At 72.0% G+C, this 17,330-nt stretch carries 18 protein-coding genes and 1 pseudogene; 13 read left to right on the plus strand and 6 right to left on the minus strand.

Translation table 11 applies throughout. The annotated features are described in order from the left end of the window. The first annotated feature begins 39 nt into the window (after positions 1-39). Complete coding sequence (locus ACGFYU_RS00150; protein ID WP_393824942.1) at positions 40-288, plus strand: hypothetical protein; 249 nt, start codon at positions 40-42, stop codon at positions 286-288. Here the strand turns inward: ACGFYU_RS00150 and ACGFYU_RS00155 are convergent, their stop codons facing one another. The 6 genes and pseudogenes from ACGFYU_RS00155 to ACGFYU_RS00180 all read right to left on the minus strand — a co-directional run bounded on the left by ACGFYU_RS00155 (position 289) and on the right by ACGFYU_RS00180 (position 5,044). Continuing rightward, a complete protein-coding gene (locus ACGFYU_RS00155) occupies positions 289-933 on the minus strand; it encodes a response regulator (protein WP_393824943.1) in 645 nt (214 codons plus the stop codon). It abuts the gene before it with no gap. Further along, positions 897-2,150: a sensor histidine kinase gene (locus ACGFYU_RS00160; RefSeq protein ID WP_393824944.1), complete on the minus strand. Its 1,254-nt coding sequence runs from the start codon at positions 2,148-2,150 to the stop codon at positions 897-899. Before ACGFYU_RS00160 ends, ACGFYU_RS00155 begins: the two co-directional genes overlap by 37 nt. Continuing rightward, positions 2,147-2,953 (minus strand): CPBP family intramembrane glutamic endopeptidase, encoded by an 807-nt coding sequence (locus ACGFYU_RS00165; protein ID WP_393824945.1) that lies wholly within the window; start codon positions 2,951-2,953, stop codon positions 2,147-2,149. The genes ACGFYU_RS00160 and ACGFYU_RS00165 overlap by 4 nt, the downstream gene beginning before the upstream one ends. 113 nt (positions 2,954-3,066) lie before the next feature. After that, positions 3,067-3,971 (minus strand): annotated as a pseudogene (locus tag ACGFYU_RS00170) (ABC transporter permease); the annotation flags it as partial. A 156-nt stretch (positions 3,972-4,127) separates the two neighbouring features. Continuing rightward, a complete protein-coding gene (locus ACGFYU_RS00175; protein WP_393824946.1) occupies positions 4,128-4,418 on the minus strand; it encodes an SHOCT domain-containing protein in 291 nt (96 codons plus the stop codon). 134 nt (positions 4,419-4,552) lie between these two features. After that, positions 4,553-5,044: a YbaK/EbsC family protein gene (locus ACGFYU_RS00180; RefSeq protein WP_393824947.1), complete on the minus strand. Its 492-nt coding sequence runs from the start codon at positions 5,042-5,044 to the stop codon at positions 4,553-4,555. A gap of 209 nt (positions 5,045-5,253) precedes the next feature. Here ACGFYU_RS00180 and ACGFYU_RS00185 point away from each other — a divergent pair, with 209 nt between their 5' ends. The 12 genes from ACGFYU_RS00185 to ACGFYU_RS00240 all read left to right on the plus strand — a co-directional run bounded on the left by ACGFYU_RS00185 (position 5,254) and on the right by ACGFYU_RS00240 (position 17,329). Then, positions 5,254-6,516 carry a benzoate/H(+) symporter BenE family transporter gene (locus ACGFYU_RS00185; RefSeq protein ID WP_393824948.1) on the plus strand — a complete coding sequence of 421 codons (1,263 nt, stop codon included), beginning with the start codon at positions 5,254-5,256 and terminating at the stop codon, positions 6,514-6,516. A 621-nt stretch (positions 6,517-7,137) separates the two neighbouring features. Next, positions 7,138-8,091: a chlorinating enzyme gene (locus tag ACGFYU_RS00190; RefSeq protein ID WP_393824949.1), complete on the plus strand. Its 954-nt coding sequence runs from the start codon at positions 7,138-7,140 to the stop codon at positions 8,089-8,091. Between the two features lie 20 nt (positions 8,092-8,111). Further along, positions 8,112-8,378 carry a phosphopantetheine-binding protein gene (locus tag ACGFYU_RS00195; RefSeq protein ID WP_393824950.1) on the plus strand — a complete coding sequence of 89 codons (267 nt, stop codon included), beginning with the start codon at positions 8,112-8,114 and terminating at the stop codon, positions 8,376-8,378. Between the two features lie 11 nt (positions 8,379-8,389). Continuing rightward, positions 8,390-9,151 carry a thioesterase II family protein gene (locus ACGFYU_RS00200; RefSeq protein WP_393824951.1) on the plus strand — a complete coding sequence of 254 codons (762 nt, stop codon included), beginning with the start codon at positions 8,390-8,392 and terminating at the stop codon, positions 9,149-9,151. Beyond that, entirely contained in the window at positions 9,151-10,752 is a 1,602-nt protein-coding gene (locus ACGFYU_RS00205) for an amino acid adenylation domain-containing protein (RefSeq protein WP_393824952.1), read from the plus strand. Before ACGFYU_RS00200 ends, ACGFYU_RS00205 begins: the two co-directional genes overlap by 1 nt. Further along, positions 10,749-11,948, plus strand: a complete 1,200-nt coding sequence (locus ACGFYU_RS00210) for an acyl-CoA dehydrogenase family protein (RefSeq protein ID WP_393824953.1) — start codon at positions 10,749-10,751, stop codon at positions 11,946-11,948. The genes ACGFYU_RS00205 and ACGFYU_RS00210 overlap by 4 nt, the downstream gene beginning before the upstream one ends. 1 nt (position 11,949) lies before the next feature. Continuing rightward, complete coding sequence (locus ACGFYU_RS00215; RefSeq protein ID WP_393824954.1) at positions 11,950-13,416, plus strand: cation:proton antiporter; 1,467 nt, start codon at positions 11,950-11,952, stop codon at positions 13,414-13,416. An 88-nt stretch (positions 13,417-13,504) separates the two neighbouring features. After that, positions 13,505-14,143 (plus strand): 2OG-Fe dioxygenase family protein, encoded by a 639-nt coding sequence (locus ACGFYU_RS00220; RefSeq protein ID WP_393824955.1) that lies wholly within the window; start codon positions 13,505-13,507, stop codon positions 14,141-14,143. Next, positions 14,143-15,258 (plus strand): aminotransferase class I/II-fold pyridoxal phosphate-dependent enzyme, encoded by a 1,116-nt coding sequence (locus ACGFYU_RS00225; protein ID WP_393824956.1) that lies wholly within the window; start codon positions 14,143-14,145, stop codon positions 15,256-15,258. The genes ACGFYU_RS00220 and ACGFYU_RS00225 overlap by 1 nt, the downstream gene beginning before the upstream one ends. Further along, positions 15,255-16,043: an AzlC family ABC transporter permease gene (locus ACGFYU_RS00230; RefSeq protein WP_393824957.1), complete on the plus strand. Its 789-nt coding sequence runs from the start codon at positions 15,255-15,257 to the stop codon at positions 16,041-16,043. The genes ACGFYU_RS00225 and ACGFYU_RS00230 overlap by 4 nt, the downstream gene beginning before the upstream one ends. Beyond that, positions 16,036-16,362: a branched-chain amino acid transporter permease gene (locus ACGFYU_RS00235; RefSeq protein WP_393824958.1), complete on the plus strand. Its 327-nt coding sequence runs from the start codon at positions 16,036-16,038 to the stop codon at positions 16,360-16,362. Before ACGFYU_RS00230 ends, ACGFYU_RS00235 begins: the two co-directional genes overlap by 8 nt. Before the next feature lie 37 nt (positions 16,363-16,399). Beyond that, a complete protein-coding gene (locus ACGFYU_RS00240) occupies positions 16,400-17,329 on the plus strand; it encodes a hypothetical protein (RefSeq protein WP_393824959.1) in 930 nt (309 codons plus the stop codon). Position 17,330: the final 1 nt, after the last annotated feature.

Genomic DNA, 17,330 nt, shown 5'->3' on the forward strand with positions numbered 1-17,330 from the left:
CGGGATGCCGGGTCCGGCCGCCGGGGCGAGGCTGGTGGTATGCATCACGCACCCGTTGTCGTGCACCGGATCTTCCCGTCGGGAGGCAGGCAGGTGACCCTGCGGACCGCCGGCGGGGAGGAGTCCCTCGGGGTGGCCCGCTCGGACGAGGACGTCATCGAGTTCCTGCGGCGGGCCGGCCTGCCCGACCCCGACGAGGCGGTCCTCGGCGGCGGGAAGCTGGTGGAATGGGATTCCGACACGCCCCACGTCTACGAGGCCGACCCGCCGACCGACGACCTCCCGTGATCAGCGGCGGAGGTAGGCGAGGACGGCGAGCACCCGCCGGTTGTCCTCCGCGCAGGGGGCGATCCGCAGCTTCGCGAAAATGCTCGCGGTGTGCTTGGCGACGGCGCTCTCGCTGAAGTGGAGCGTGAGGGCGATCGCGGCGTTGGACCGGCCCTCGGCCATCAGCTCCAGTACGTCCCGCTCCCGCGCGGTCAGGCTCGCGATGGTGCCCCGGGCCTCGCCGCGCGAGAGCAGCCGGGAGATCACCTTCTGGTCCAGGACGGTGCCGCCCGCCGCGACCCGGCGCACGGCGTCGACGAACTGGCCGGTGTCGGTGACCCGGTCCTTGAGCAGGTAGCCGACGCCTCCCTCGTCGCCGGCCAGCAGCTCGTTGGCGTAGAGCTGGTCGACGTACTGGGAGAGCACCAGGACGGGCAGCCCGGGGAGCCGGCGGCGGGCCTCCAGGGCGGCCTGCAGCCCCTCGTCGGTGAAGGTCGGCGGCAGGCGCACGTCGACGACGGCGACGTCGGGGCGCTCCTCCAGCAGGGCCCGCAGCAGGGAGGGGCCGTTGTCCACCGAGGCCGCTATGGAGAAGCCGTGCTCCCGGAGGGTGCGTTCCAGCCCGTCCCTCAGGAGGAAGAGGTCTTCGGCGAGGACAACGCGCACGGAATCTCCAGCGTCACTGTGGTCGGACCGCCCGGCGGGCTCTCCAGGGCGAGGGTCCCGTCGAAGGTAGCCAACCGCCTCCGCACGCCCAGCAGCCCGGTCCCCCTTGAGGGATCCGCGCCGCCGTGCCCGTCGTCGGTGACGGTGACCCGCAGCAGCGGGATGCGGGAGTCGTGGTGTTCGACGGTGATCCGGACGAGGTCGGCGCCGGAGTGCTTGGCCGCGTTGGCCAGCAGTTCGTTGACGGCGAAGTAGGCCGCGGATTCCACGGGCGCGGCGAGCCGGCCCGGCAGCCGGGCCTCGACCCGTACGTCGAGGAAGCTGTCCAGCGCGAGGGAGCGCAGCGCGTCGCCCAGTCCGCGGTCGGTGAGCACGGGCGGCTGGATCCCGCGGACCAGGTCGCGCAGGTCGTCCAGGGCCCGCGCCGACAGCGCGCGCACTTCGGCCAGTTCGGCGCGGGCGGCCGCCGGGTCCCGCTCCAGCAGCCGGGTCGCGGTGTCGAGGCGCATGCCCAGGGCGACGAGCCGGGCCTGGGCGCCGTCGTGCAGATCCCTTTCGATGCGCTGGAGTTCGGCGGCCCGCGCCTCCAGCGCATCGGCCCGGCCGTCGGTCAACTGCTCGATGCGGCGCTCTAGTTCGGCGCCGCGCGGGCCGGAGAGGAGCAGTCGGGTCCAGCGGGCGTGCAGCAGGAGGGCGCGGGGCGCGAGGGCGACGCCCAGGGCCATGAGGGCGAGACCGAGCGCGAGGGCCGCCAGCATGGTGGGGGTGCTGTCCACGGGGACGAAGGCGTACCAGTTGCCGTCGCCGAGGAGGCGCCAGACGAAGGGCTGCACGAGCGCGCCGAAGGCCCCGTACTCGACGAGGGCGAGGGGCAGTGCGACCAGCAGGCCGCCGACCAGGGGTTCCAGCCAGGCCCATGCCAGGTCCCGCCAGAAGCCGTCGGCGGCCAGGACGGCGCGGGGCCGGCGGGGGAGGGGCAGGGGTTCGGGCGGGCCGATCCGCACCCCCGACCACCCGTCGGCCCGTTCGCGCGAGCGGTCGGAGCGCCGCCGCAGCGCGGCCGCGGCGGCCGGTACGGCCCGCCGGCCGAGGCCGACGGGCAGGAGCAGCAGGGATCCGACGACCCCCGCCCCGACGAAGGACACCGCCACGGCCGCGAGACTCGCCAGCTGGCACCGCCAGACGGCGGTCAGGGAGCGGGAGATGATCGAACTCATGTCCCGTGCAGGGTAGCCGGTGCCCGGTCCGTCCCGGCCCGTGCGGCGCACAGCACCGCCGCGAGCACGGAGGAGGCCGCGAAGCAGGACATCGCGAGGACGCCGCCGGCCTCCTCGTCCAGGAAGAGGAGCATCCCGAGGTTGACCAGGGTGTGGAAGCCGCCGGCGAGCAGCAGGCGGTAGGCGCCGCCCGTGCCGTCGAGCACCAGGCCGAGCACCACCGACATCCCGATGGTCGCGGCGAGGAAGGCAGCCGCGTACCCGGGCCGCTGAGCGAAGACCTGCACGTGCCAGGTGCCCCACAGCACGCCCACCGTGACGGAGGAGGCGATCGCCCCGAACCGGGTGCGCAGCAGCGGCTGGAGGAGGCAGCGCCAGCCGATCTCCTCGCCGCAGGCGCCGATCGACTGCGCCACGACGATCAGCGCGAAGGGGTGATCGAGCGCGCCGGGGCGGGTGAACCACGTGCCGCCCGGGCCTCCCCGGTGGACGACGTACGCGAGGACACCCAGCGCGATGATCAGCGCGGCCGCGCCGAGCAGCGCCCCGGCCCGCCCCGCCCCGCGCGGCCCGTCTCCGCGCAACAGCCGGGCGACCCGCTCCCGTTGGAACACGGCGAGCGCGGCCACCCCGGCAGCCGGGCCGAACTGGGTCAGCTGCACCACCTCGGTGGGCACCCCGAGGGCCGGCTGCACCGAGCCGAGCACGCCGGACGCCGTGAAGGCGACCGCCAGGAACACCCCCGCCGTACCCCACACCGGCCGTCGCCGCGCCGCCGTACCGCTCACCTTGACCATCCCCATGTCCCCGCTCCGTTCGGCTCGTCGACCGCTGTCCGTCACGGACGACGATGCCGGTCGGGGCGGCCCGGGCCACTGCACCTGGCCACCGGACGGGGGTGTACCCAGGTGCACCCCTACTCGGTGGCGATGGCCCGCAGGATGTCCAGGCGTGCCGCGCGCCGGGCGGGGCGCCAGCCGGCCAGGACGCCCGCGGTCACGCCGACCAGCGCGACCAGTCCCAGTTGGAGGGGTGGGACGGCGAACGCGAACGCGCTGTCCTGCGCGCCGTCCGCGGCCTTCACCAGGACCCAGCCGAGGATGCCGCCCAGGACCAGGCCGCCGGCCGTGCCGAAGGCGGCGACCAGCACCGACTCCCAGCGGACCATGGCCCGCAGCTGCGCCCCGCTCTGCCCGACGGCCCGCAGCAGGCCCAGTTCGCGGGTGCGTTCGTGCACGGCGAGGGTGAGCGTGTTGGCGATGCCGAGCAGGGCGATCAGCACCGCGAGGGCCAGCAGCGCGTAGACGAGGGTGAGTTCATGTCGATGCCGCCCGCCGAGGACTGCGCGTACGCCTCGCGGGTCTGCACCTCCGGGCCGCCGTACCGCGCGGCCGTCCGCTCCACCGCCGCGACGCCGTCGGCGAGCGGCACCCCCGCCTTGAAGGTGACGGCCACCAGCGAGTCGGAGTCCTGCGCCCGGTGCGGGGCCCAGGCCGCGCGGGTGATGACGTAGTCGCCCGCGAGCTGCGACTCCTCGTAGACCGCACGGACCGTGAACCGCTGCTTCCGCCCGTCGGTGAAGGCGAGTTCGAGGCCGCTGCCAGGCCGCCAGCCGTGCCGGTCGGCCTCCTTCGCCGCGACGGCGATCCCGTCCGTGCCGAGCGAGTCGAGCCGTCCCTCGACGGCGCCGAGGTCCAGGCCGACCGCGAGCGCGGCCGGGTCGGTGATCGTCAGCGCCCGTCCGGAGCCGTCGACCTCCGCGACCCCCTTGCCGAGACCGACCGCGCCGGCCACCTCGGGGAGCGCCGCCACCGCCGGAGCCGGACGGTCCCATGATGGCGGTGAAGCGTCCGGCCGGGAAGTCCACGCTCACCCCGTCGAGGGCCCGTACCTCGGTGGCGCCCCGGCCGTAGACCTTCAGCGCGTCGACGACCCGGGCGGCGACGGCGCCGCCGCCCGGCAGGGAGGTGACGGTGCTCATGCCGCACCGCCCTTGGAGGCGGGGCCGAACTGCTCGTCCAGCACGGACAGCCGCCGCCAGTACTCGTCCTCGTCGATCTCCCCGGAGGCGAAGCGCCGCCCCAGGATCGCGATCGGCGACTGCTCGCCGTAGGCGGCGCCGCGCCCCTGCCACGGTCCGCGGCGGCCGCGCCACACCGTGCGGCGCAGTACGGTCACGGCGCCGATCACGACCGCCGCCCAGACCAGCGGGAAGAACAGGATCCACGGGCCGGGCCCGTCGTGCGCGAGGGTGGTGAGGGTGTTCATCGCGGTTCAGCTCCTCGGAGTGCGTGGACGTTGCGTCTCACTCCGAGACTGGCTCCGGGAGGGGGTCCGGGTCGTCGTACGGCCGGCTGCACCGGGCGTACTTCACCGGGAGTAGGACTCGGCGCGGCCCCTGGTCACGGGCCGACGGGCAGCAGGGTCCCTCCCGTGAGCCGGAGGAGTTCATCGGCCGTGGTGGGGAAGACGGTGTGGGGGGTTCCGGCGGCGGCCCAGAGCCGGGGGTAGTCGGTCAGGGCCTCGTCGACCACGGTGGGAAGCACCTGGGGGTGGCCGACGGGAGCCACGCCCCCGATGGCCTGCCCGGTGGCCTCGCGTACCTGCTCCGGGGTGGCGCGCCGGAGCTTGCCGCGTCCCCACCGGGCGGCAAGGGCCGTGACGTCCACCTTGTGCCGGCCGCTGGTCAGGACCAGCACCGCCTCGTCGTCCGAGATGAACACGAGGCTGTTGGCGATCGCGCCCACCTCGCATCCCAGGGCGGCGGCCGCCTCGGCGGCGGTGCGCGTCGACTCCGAGAGCGCGCGCACCTCGCTCTCGATGCCGGCCGCGGCGAGGGCGCGCGCCACCTCCATGGTGCGAACGGGCAGGGACGTGCCTTCTTGGGGCGCCATGGGACTCCTTCGTGCGGTTTCGTGCGGTGGCAGCATCGTGCGTTCGATAAACGGAACGTTCTGTTTGCAGAACGATAGGGCCCTCGGGGTGTTCGGAGCAACCAACCTGACATACTGCGGACTTACCGGATTTCCATGCTCCGGAGGGCCGTCTCGGATGTTGGGATACGGGTTGCCCGAGGCTGGAACCGGTGGCAAAAATCTGCCCGGTGACCGAGAACGATCAGAAATTACCCAGGGCCAGGTCGGCCACCGCCGTCTTGGCCGGACTGATCGCGGTGCTGGTGGGAGTCACCAGTTCCGCCGCGATCGTCTTCACCGCCGCCAAGGCGGCAGGGGCTGGGCCGCGAGAGCTCACCTCCTGGATGCTGGCCCTCGGAGTCGGCATGGGGGTCACCTGCATAGGCCTGTCCCTGCGGTACAAGGCCCCCGTCATCACCGCCTGGTCCACGCCCGGCGCGGCGCTGCTGGTGTCCGGACTCGACGGGGTGACGATGGCTCAGGCCATCGGCGCCTTCATCGTCTCCGCCGCCCTGATCGTGCTCAGCGGGCTGACGGGCTGGTTCGAGCGGGTGATGGGCAGGATCCCGGTACCGCTCGCGGCGGGTCTGCTCGCCGGGGTGCTCGTACAGTTCGGCACCGGACTCTTCGCCAGTATGGACGGCCACTTCGCCGTCGTGTTCTCCATCTTCGCGGTCTATCTCCTGGGCCGGCGACTGCTGCCCCGCTACGCGGTCCTCGCGGCGCTCGCCGTGGGCGTCGCGGTCGCGGCCGCACAGGGCTCCCTGCAGCCGGGCCGGATCCGATTCGCCTTCGCCGAACCGGTCTTCACGGCCCCCGCGTTCTCCTGGCAGGTGATCATCAGCGTCGCGCTGCCGCTGTTCGTCGTGACGATGGCCTCGCAGAACCTGCCGGGCGTCGCGGTCCTGCGGGGCGACGGCTACGGCCGGGTGCCGGTGTCACCGCTGCTCACCTGGACGGGCGTCACCAATCTGCTGCTCGCGCCGTTCGGCTGCTTCGGACTGAACCTCGCGGCCATCACCGCGGCCATCTGTACGGGCCGTGAGGCACACGAGGATCCGGACCGCCGCTACCTGGCCGGCGTCTGGGCGGGAGTGTTCTACCTGGGTGTGGGCGTCTTCGGCGGAACGGTGGGCTCGCTGCTGACCGCGCTGCCCACCGCCCTGATCCTCGGCATCGCCGGGCTCGGACTGCTGGGCACCATCGGGAACTCGCTGAACTCCGCGCTCTCGGAGGAGAGTTCGCGGGAGGCCGCGGTCGTCACGTTCCTGGCGACCGCTTCCGGGGTGACGCTGCTCGGCGTGGGCTCGGCGTTCTGGGGGTTGCTGGCCGGGGCGTTGACCGTCGCGGTGACGCGCGGCCGCCGCCGCCCGCGCGGGACGGGCCCCTCGCAGGAGCCGACCCGCTCCGCCGAGACGCCCGTGCCATCCGGCGCGGCGTCCGTCCGATAGGGCGCAAGAAGGCCTGTTCCCAGAGTGAATCGACCTGTGTGGCCCATCGGCTGGAACAGTCTATTCCGATAATCCGGCCGGCTCTTTTCGGTGTGCGCGGGGTGAACCTGATCACAGTGATTCAGCTGAACCCCCGGGCGTTCCCACGCGTGTTCGCGGGTTCGTGTCGGCGTCACCCACTTGTTTCGTGGCAACCTGACAAATTCACTGTTTCGGGCAGGGGTATTTCTTGATCTACACAGCCGGAGATGGGAGTGTGAACGAACCAACCACGGACGTGCCTGTCCTTGAGTGACCGAACTCGTTCAGGCCGCAATGCGGAGGCTCACCCTCAGCCTCCCCTCCACCGGTCGCGGAAACCCCGCGCCCGAGGCTGTCACGCCCAGCTCAACGACGCCTGGGCCGGCCCGTGCTCCACCGGCCATGGAACGCATTCACGGCGGGCCGCAATATTCGGGCCGCACTCATCAGGTTGACGTGCGGCTGTCACCAGTCTTCCGGTCCCCTTCCCCGTGCGATGCTCCGCGCGCACCCGTGGGCCTTTACTCCGCTGCCACCAGCCATGTGAATCACCACTACTCACGCACGTTCCCGCACCACTCGTCGCAAGAAAGTGGAGACATGAATCAGATCGCCGATACCCGTAAATTCTCCCTCAGTGCCGAAGAGCTGGAGAAGTTCCATCGCGACGGGTACATAGGCCCGTTCGACCTCTACGAGAAGGAGGAGATGGAGGCGAATCTCCAGGCCCTCCGCCCGAAGCTGCTCAGCACCAAGAAGGCCATTTACGGCGGCGGCAAGGGCATCTCAGGCAACACCAACCTGGCGAACTACGACCGGCACCTGGACGTCGACTTCCTCGCCGACCACATCACGCGGCCGGAGATCGTCGACCGGGTCTCCAGCATCCTGGGCCCTGACACCCTGTGCTGGCGCTCCGAGTTCTTCCCGAAGTACCCGGGCGACGAGGGCACCGACTGGCACCAGGCCGACAACTTCTCGAACGTCGCCGGCTCCAAGCACCCGCAGATCGTCTGGCCCGAGGACGCGGACTTCGGCGGGACGATCACCGTCTGGACCGCCTTCACCGAGGCCAGCATCGAGAACGGCTGCCTCCAGTTCATCCCGGGCTCGCACAAGACGATGAACTACGACGAGTCCAAGACCATGGACTACAACCCCGACGCCATCAACAACACGGAGAAGAACGGCATCCGCCGAGGCTTCTTCGGCCACGACTACCGCCAGCTCCAGAAGGACCCCGACTGGAGCCCGGACGAGTCGGCGGCCGTCTCCCAGGTCATGCGCCAGGGCCAGTTCATCGTCTTCTGGTCGACGCTGATGCACGCCTCGCACCCGCACAGCGGCCTGACCGACCAGATGCGGCTGGGCTTCGCCGGCCGCTACCTGCCGACCTCGGTCAAGGTCTACCCGTACTCCACCGAGCTGGAGGAGTTCGGCGGACAGGCCAGCCTCGCACAGTTCGGCAACGTCCTGACCTCGGGCCAGGACACCTACGGCCACAACCGCTTCGTGGACACCACGGTCAACGGCCACCCGTTCCGCGCCAACTGACAACAGAAAGGACGATCACGGTGTCGAACAACGCCCAGAGCACGCGGCCCCAGACCCAGGAAGAGCTGGAGCAGTGGGTCGTCACCACCATCCGGGACCTCGGTCTCCCGGTGGACAACACCGATGGCGACTTCTTCGAGGCCGGCGGCAACTCGCTGACCGCGATCCGCCTGATCTCCCAGGCGGAGGGGGCCTTCGGCGAGGACGCCCTGTCCCCGGACGACCTCTTCGCCCGCAGCGCCGTCCGGGACATCGCGGCGTCGATCCTCCAGAACACCCAGGGCTGAGGGAGCCGGCCGTGCGGCCCGACAGCGACACATGGGCGCCGGTACTCCGGCCCGCGGTGGGAGCCCGCCGCATCCGCCTGATCTGCTTTCCGTACGCGGGAGGCGGCCCGGACCTCTTCAGGAGCTGGGCGGGCGGCCTGGACGACGGAGTGGAACTGGTCGCTGTCAGGCTGCCCGGCCGGGGCCCCAGGCTGCGCGAGGCGATGTACGGGGACTGGGAGACCTTGCTCGCGGACACCTTCACCGCACTCCGCTCGCGCGGCATCCTGAGTGCCCCGCACGCCTTCTACGGACACAGCTTCGGAGGCCGGATCGCGTACGAGATGGCCCACTTGGCCGCCCGGACGGACCCGGGAGCCACCCGGAGGCTGTTCGTATCGGGCAGCCGCAGCCCCAACACCCCGCAGGCCCGCCCCTATCTGCACGAGCTGCCGCAGGAGGACTACCTCGACGCGGTCCGCGCGATGGGCGGCACGCCCGCCGAGATCCTGGACGACAAGGCCATGATGCGCCTGTTCATGCCCACGATGCGGGCCGACATGCGGCTGGCGGAGCTGTGGGGCGACCGCCACGGCGCACCCGGTGTGGACGTGCCCATCACGGCACTCTACGGACGCGACGACCCCGTCGACGGACACGCCGGCATGCGTGACTGGAAGCGCTACACCAGCCGCGAATGCGAACTGGTGGAAATGCCCGGCGGGCACTTCTTCCTGGACACGCACCGGGAACGACTGCTGGAAACGATCAACGAGAGGCTGGGGGGACCCTGATGACGACACCGCACCGCCCGACGGCCGCCGCCCTGGCCGCCCACCGGGCCCTCAACCAGGGCACCACCACTCCGTACCCCGAACTCACGGTCAAGGAGCTGTTCGAGGCCCAGGCCGACCGCCGCCCCACCGCCACCGCACTCGTCCACCCCGGGGGCCGCCTTTCCTACCGGGCGCTGGACGGACTCGCCAACGACCTCGCCGCGCGCATGGAGGACGCGGGCGTCCGCCCCGGCGACACCGTCACGGTCCTCATCGCCCGCTCGGCAGAGCTGATCATCGCCCTGCTGGCCGCGGCAAAGTGCGGGGCCGCCTACCTCCCCGCCGACGCGTCCTGGCCGGACGACCGGCTGAGCACCCTGCTGGAGCGCACCGCAGGCACCCATGTCCTCACCCGCGCCGCCGACACCGGCGCGATCGGCGCCCGGCTGCCGGGCCGGACCGTCCTCCCGGTGGAGCTCGACCTCCTGACGGAGCGCCAGGAGTCGCCCTCGTACCAAGGCTCCCCCGACGACATCGCCTACATCAACTTCACCTCCGGCTCCACGGGCACCCCCAAGGGTGTCCCCGTACGCAACCGGGGCATCGTCCGCCTGGTCCACGACGCCCGCTACGCGCGCCTGGACGAGGACACCGTCCTGCTCCAGCTCGCACCCGCCTCCTTCGACGCGGCGACCTTCGAGATCTGGGGCGCCCTGCTGGTCGGCGGCACCTGCGTGCTCCACCCGGACTCCTTCATCCGGCTCGGCCGGCTGCGCCGCGTGCTGACCGAGCACCGGGTGAGCGTGCTCTTCCTCACCACCGCCCTCTTCAACACCATCGTCGACGAGGCCCCGCACACCCTCGACACCGTCACCACGATCCTGACCGGCGGCGAGGCACACTCCCTGACCCACATGGCCACCGCCCTGCGCGCCTACGGCACCGACCGGATCGTCAGCGTCTACGGGCCCACTGAGTGCACCACCTTCGCCACCTACCACCCGGTCCGCACCCTCCACCCGGACGAGTCCAGCCTCCCCATCGGCCGGCCCATCCAGAACACCCGCGCCTACGTGGTCCACGACGGCAGGCTGTGCGAACCGGGGGAGACCGGTGAGGTCATGCTCGCCGGACCCGGCCTCTCCCCGGGTTATCTGGGGCTGCCGGAGACCAACGCGCGGCAGTTCGTCGAGGCCGACATCGACGGAGTCCGTGAACGGCTGTACCGCACGGGCGACCGCGCCCGCCTCTCGGAGCGGGGCCACCTCGTCTTCCAGGGCCGGCTCGACGACCAGGTCAAGGTCAACGGCTTCCGTATCGAACTGGGCGAGATCGCCTACCACTTGGACGCGCACCCCGCCGTACGCCAGAGCTACGTCACCACCCGGCCGAACGGTCAGGGCGGACAGGAGCTCATCGCCTTCGCGGTACCCGACACGGCGGACCGCGACCCCGAGGAGATCCGCGCGCATCTGCGCGGCATCCTGCCCGCCTACATGGTGCCGCCCGTCATCCGGTTCCGTGCCGAACTGCCCCTGACCGGCACGGGAAAGGTGGACCGGCGCGCCCTGCTCGCCACTCACGACCCCCTCTCCCTTCCCGCAGGAGCGTCGTCATGAGTACCACCCTCACCGGTCGGCAGCCCGACGATCGCGAACTGGCCCTGGAATTCCCCTTCTTCGACCATGAGCACGACGCGTTCCGCGCCCGGGTGCGGGAGCGGCTCGCCGAAAGCGTGCTGCCCCGGGCCGAGGCCTGGGAGGCGCGGGGCGCCATCGCGGCCGACGCCTGGAAGGAGCTCGGCGCAGCCGGTCTCCTGGAAGTCGGCCACACGGGCGAGGGCTTCCTGCGCAGCGCAGTGCTGCTGGAGGAGCTGGGCGCGACCGGCTACGCCGGCGTCCGGGCCTCCATCGGCGTCCACGCCTACATGGCACTCTCCTACGTCCTGTTGTTCGGCACACCCGAGCAGCGGGCGGCACACGTGCCCGCCGCCCACCGCGGCGAGCGCGTCACCGCCCTGGCCATCAGCGAGCCCGAGGCGGGCTCCGACCTGAGCGGCCTGCGGACCTACGCGGCGCCCCGCGGCGCGGATTCCACCGCGGGATTCGTGCTCGACGGGCACAAGAGCTACGTGGCCAACGGCACCGGCGCCGGTCTGCTCGTCGTACTGGCCCGCACGCGCAGGCCCGCCCCGGACTCCGGGGCGGAGCGGGGGCTGACGGGAGCGAGCATGCTGCTCGTCGACGCGGACAGCCCCGGGATCACCCGGCGCCCGCAGCCGATGGTGGGCTGGCGCGCCGCCGACATCGCCGAGATCACCTTCGAGGGGGTCGAGGTGCCGGCCGACGCCCTGCTCGGCCGGCGGGACCGGGCCCTCATACAGCTGATGCGCGCCCTGGACTTCGAACGGCTGGTGGCGGGACTCCTGGCTGTGGGCGGCGTACGGCACACCCTGCGCCTGCTCGACGAGCACGTCCGCGCCCGCCGGATCAAGGGCGTACCCCTGGCCTCCCACCAGTCCGTACGGCACCGACTCGGCGAGCTGTACGGGGAGTTCGACATGGTACGCCGATACGCCCACCACGCCGCCTGGCTGCATGCGAAGGGCCGTCTCGACACCCGCACGGCATCGGTGTTGAAGTTGCGCTCCACCGAACTGGCCCTGTCCGCGGCACAGGTGTGCGCCCAGTACCACGGGGCGCAGGGGTATCTGGAAGGGTCCGCCGTGGCGCGGCTGCAGCGCGACGCGACCGCCGGGACGATCGCGGCAGGAGCCAGCGAGCTCATGCGCGACATGATCTTCGAGGCGAGCTGACATGGCCAGGGAGAACACCGTGGACGACACCGTGCCCGCGTCCGCCGAGGCTCCCGTGCCGATGCCGGAGCCGACACCACGCAGGGGCGTGGCCGCGGCCGTCGCGGTCACCGCCGTCCTCCCCGTCGCCGTCATCGTCGCCACCGTCGCGGGCCTGCCCGGTTCCGACACGGGCGCGGGCGGCGGCAGCGGGTTGAAGCTCGGCGCCACCGGCCACTTCTTCCTCGCGTGCGTCGTGGTCCTGGCCGCGGCCTACGTCGGCGGAGCGCTCGCCCGCCGGCTCGGCCAGCCCCGCGTGATCGGCGAGATCGTCGCCGGCCTCGCCCTTGGGCCGTCGCTGCTCGGCAATCTGGCCCCCGGTGCCATGGCCTGGCTGTTCCCGGCCGGCAGCCGCGCCCCCATGGAGGGGCTGGCCCAACTGGGCCTGATCCTCTTCATGTTCGGCGTGGGACAGGAGCTCGCCGGCATGCGCCTGCGCGGCGCGGCGACGCGGGCTCTGCTGGTCAGCCAGGCCTCGGTACTGGTGCCGTTCGCGCTCGGCGCGGTCGTCGCCGTACCGCTCGCCGAGCGGTACGCGGGGCCGCACGGCGGCGGCATCGCCTTCGTCCTGTTCATCGGCAGCGCCCTGAGCATCACCGCCTTCCCCGTCCTCGCCCGGATCCTCGCCGACCTCGGCATCTCCCGAACCGAACCGGGACGCCTCAGCCTGTTCGCGGCGGCGGTCGGCGACGGCGCCGGCTGGCTGGTGCTCGCGGCGATCCTGGCCGTGGCCCACGGCTCCGACCCCACGATGCTGCTGGTCAACGGCCTGGTAGCCGTCGCGATGGCCGCGGTGTTCCTGGGCCCCGTCAAGCGGCTGCTGTCCCACTGGGCCGCACGGGACCGCGGCGGCGCCGCGACCGGGGTGCTCCTCGTCGGCGGCGTCACGGCAGCGGCCACGCTCACGGCCGCCATCGGCGTGCACCAGCTGATCGGTGCCCTGCTGGTCGGCCTGGCCTGGCCCGCCCGCGGGGCGGCCGTCGCCGAACGGCTGACGAGCACCGCCAAGACCGTCCTCCTGCCGTTCTTCTTCTTCGGCTTCGGGCTGACGGCCGACCTGAGCGCACTGCACTGGGACAGCGGGACGGTCCTCGTCTTCCTCGGGCTGCTCGCCCTGGCCACCGTCGGCAAGATCGGCGGACCCGGCCTGTGCGCCCGGCTCACCGGAATGCGACGGCGGCCGGCGCTCGTCCTCGGCGTGCTGCTCAACGCCCGCGGCCTGACCGAACTCATCGTCATCCAGATCGGCTACGACGCCGGGATCATCGACGCCCGGATGCTCGCCATCCTCACCCTCGTCGCGCTCGGCACCACCGTGATGACGAGCCCCCTGCTGCGCCTGCTCAAGGCGACCGGACCCGGCCGCCGCGACAGCCCCGAGCAGGACCGCGCCGAACCGGCGCCCGGGGAGCTCGCGCCCCGCGGCTGAGCCGCGACCGGCGGTCCGCCGCCCCTCGTTCTTTCCGCCCCGACGTGCCGGCATCCCGGCATCGCACATCACAGTTCCAGGAGTAGTAGTGAGATACGCCTTCGCCTCCGCCCTCGGCCAGGTATCGGACGGCCTATTGGCCAGTTACGCGACCCTGCCCGCCGACACCTACCTGCGGCACGACCGCGTCTTCCGCTTCCGCGCCTTCGGCGAGGCCAAGGTCAAGGGCGAGACCTTCCTGTGGCAGGACGACTCCGCCTCCTTCTTCCAGAGCGAAGGGATCAACGGCTACGCCGGCGGTGTGGAGCGGAAGTTCGCGCCCCTGCCCGAGGCCACCCGTGCCTTCGCCGAGGCTCTGGTGAACTCCCCGGCCGCCCGCGCCCTGGTCGCGGACGAGGAGTTCCGCATCGGATGCCACCAGATCCGCATCACCGCCGACGACGAGCAGATCGGCCTGCCCGCCCCGGAGGGCTTCCACCAGGACGGCTTCGACCTGATCGCGGTGGTCTGCGTCGCCACCGAGAACGTCAGCGGCGGCATCTCCCTCGTCCGGGACAAGGACGGGGACGAGGTCATCGTCGAACGCACCATGGCCCCGGGGGAGGTGCTGTTCCTCGCCGACCAGGAGGTCGTGCACTACGTCAGCCCGATCACCCCGAAGGTCCCCGAGCAGCCCGCCCACCGCGACGTCGTCGTCATCACCTTCAGCCTCACGGGAGAGCACTGATGCCCGGCACCACCCACGTTCCCGCCTCCGACCCGGCCGGCCGGATCGCCACCTACACCATCCAGGAGTGGCTCTTCGACCACGCGCAGGGCCGCTACGACCTGGACCTGGCCGAGAGCGGCGTACAGTTCCAGCAGGTCCGTGACCTCCCGCTGGACGGCGCGTGGGAGCTGGACTACAGCCTCGACCGCGGAACCCCCGAGCTGCGCGCGCAGGTCGCCGCCCTGTACGGCCTCGCCGGCGACGCCGACCGGGACGTGATGATCGCGCACGGCGCCCAGGAAGCCCTGTACCTCCTGTACCGCTCCCTGCTCTCGCCGGGCGACCACGTGGTGGCCACGGCCCCCGGCTGGCAGCAGGCCTGGGAGGTGCCCGCGCACATCGGCTGCGAGGTCAGCGTCCTCGACTGGCGCCCCGGCACGGCTTTCGACACGGACGCGCTGGCCCGCGCGATCCGCCCCGAGACACGGATCCTCATCCTCAACAGCCCCGGCAACCCCTCCGGCCGCTCCCTGCAGGAGCAGGAGTGGGAGGGCGTGCTCCGGGTGGCCCGGGAGCACGGCCTCTGGGTGGTCAACGACGAGGAGTACCTCCTCGACTTCTCCGCCTCCATCGTCCACCGCTACGAGCGGTCCATCTCCGTCTCCGGCCTGTCCAAGGTCTACGGGCTGCCCGCCCTGCGCATCGGCTGGGCCGTGGCCCCCGCCGATCTCATCGAGCGGATGGTCAACTACAAGCGCTACACCACGGTGTCCAACTCCCTCGCGTGGGAGAAGGCAGCCACCCTCGTGCTCGCCGACCGGGAGCGGCACGTGGCCCGCTACCACGGACTGGTGGAGCCCGGCCTGGCGCAGCTGCGGGAGTTCGCCGACGCGCACCGGAGCGTGGTGGAGCTGGTCGAACCGCACGGCACCCCCTTCGCCTGGTTCCACCTCAACTCACCGGTCACCTCTGGCGAGTTCGCCGAACGCCTGCTGGAGCGCCGGCGGATGCTGGTCATGCCCGCGGAGGTCTTCGGCGCCCGGCAGGGCCTGCGGATCAGCTTCGCCCGCCCCCACGATGTGCTCAAGGAGGGCCTGAGCCGGCTGTCGGCCGAGCTTGGAGACCTCGGGTGACCGAGCACTCCTCCCGCTCGCTTCCCGCGGGCGAGACGACGACGGCCCCCCGCGACGCGGCCCTTCCGGGCCCGTCGCGGGGCGGCCCGGCGCCGCGGGGCACCACACTGCGCGCCGACCTGGCGGCCGCCGCCCGCTACACCGTGCCGGTGGCGATGGGCTACCTCCCGCTCGGGGCCGCCTTCGGGCTGCTCCTGGTGAGCCACGGCCTGCCCTGGTACTGGGCGCCCACCACCGCGCTGGTGGTGTTCGCCGGATCGCTGGAGTTCCTCGCCGTCAGCATGATCACTTCAGGCCTCGGCCTCGCGGCCGTCGCCCTGACCACCCTCCTGGTCAACTTCCGGCACGTCTTCTACGGGCTGTCGTTCCCGCTGCACCTGCTCACCGGCAGGGCGCAACGGGCGTACGGCGTCTTCGCACTCACCGACGAGACGTACTCGCTGCTCACCAGCTCGCCCGAGGCGGGCTCCAACGGCCGCCGGATCACCCTGATCCAGGTCCTCAGCCACGGCTACTGGGTGCTCGGCAGCCTCTCCGGGGCGCTCGCCTCGACGGCGCTGCCCGACAAGGTCGAGGGCGTGGAGTTCGCGCTCACCGCTCTGTTCGTCGTCCTCGCCTGGGACCACGCGCGCAAGCGGGCGAACGGCCGACCGGTGGCCTACGGCCTGCTGGCCGCCGCCGTCGCCTGGGTGCTGGGAGGCGACCAGTTCCTCACCGTCGCCGTCGTCGTCTTCCTGGCGATGCTGGCTCTGGACTTCTCGCTGAGGGGGCGCTCCCGTGCCTGAAACGACGTACATCCTCGGCGCCGTCCTCGTGATGTCCGCGGTGACCTACGCCCTGCGCGCGGCCCCGTTCGTCCTGCTCAGGAACGCATCCCAGGCGCCGCTGCTCGGCTACCTCAGTACCGCGCTGCCGCCCGGGATCATGGTCATCCTCGTCGTCTACACCGTGCGCGGCGTCGACTTCGGCCACTTCCCGTACGGCGTGCCCGCCCTCGTGGCGACAGCCGTCTGCGCCGGGCTCTACCAATGGCGCGGCAGCCCGCTCCTCGCGATCGTGCTGGGCACCGGCACCTACATGGCGCTGACCCACCTGATGGCCTAGCGGCGCCCCCGACCAGCGAAAGGAAGGAACGGATCACATGCCCACCGACGTCGACTTCCCTTTCCCCTTCACCGCACCGCGACCGGTACCCGTCGCGGTCGAACAAGCTCGACGCCGGGGCGTGGACTGGGCCGTCCGGCACCGTCTGCTCCAGCCGACGGATGCCGCCATCGGCCGCTTCACGGCCAGGCGACTGGCCGATCTGGCGGCGGGATTCTGCCCCAAGGCGGGTGGGACCGACCTGGACGTGATGACCGACGTCGTCACCTGGGCAGCGCTCTGCGGCGACTTGTTCGACGGCCCGGCGGGGGACGACCCCGCCTTCGCCGGAGACGTCGTCCGGGCGCTCCTCTCGACGACGGCGCCCTACGGGGAGGCCGGAGCAGCCGCCCGGGTCCCCGTCCCGGCGGGCGCCGAGGGCCTGGTCACCGCCACGGCCGACCTGTGGGAGCGACTGCGGGCGCCCATGACCGAGCGGTGGCGCGAGCGGGCCGGCCACAACTGGGCCCGTTTCCTCTACTCCTTGACCCTCCGTCAGGAGGGCATGGCGATGTACCTGTACCTTGATGCCGCGGAGCGTACCGGCCGCTACGAGGTGCCGGAACGAGTGCTGGCCGACCCGACGGCGCGTCGGCTGGCGGAACTGGAAACCGACGTCCTCGTCCTCGCCCTGGAGGCCGGGAGCGGTGGCCACCGTGCGCAGGTGATCGACGAGATACGGCACAGGGTCGGTGGACTGGCGGAGGAGTTCCGGCGCCTCGCGGCGGGCTTGCCCGCCCTCTGCGACCGCCTGTCCTGCGACCCGTACGAGCGCTTGAGCACCGAGCGCCACCTCAGGGCCATGACCCGCCAGATGCGGGTGACCTTCGACTGGTCCCTCGCCACCAGGCGTGATGCCGGCCGGACCGTGGCCTCCGGGGTGCTCGTCGGGGCCGGTGTATCGTCCGTTGCCGTTAACGCATCGTGAC

This window comes from Streptomyces sp. NPDC048337 (genome assembly GCF_043201175.1).
Taxonomy (GTDB): domain Bacteria; phylum Actinomycetota; class Actinomycetes; order Streptomycetales; family Streptomycetaceae; genus Streptomyces.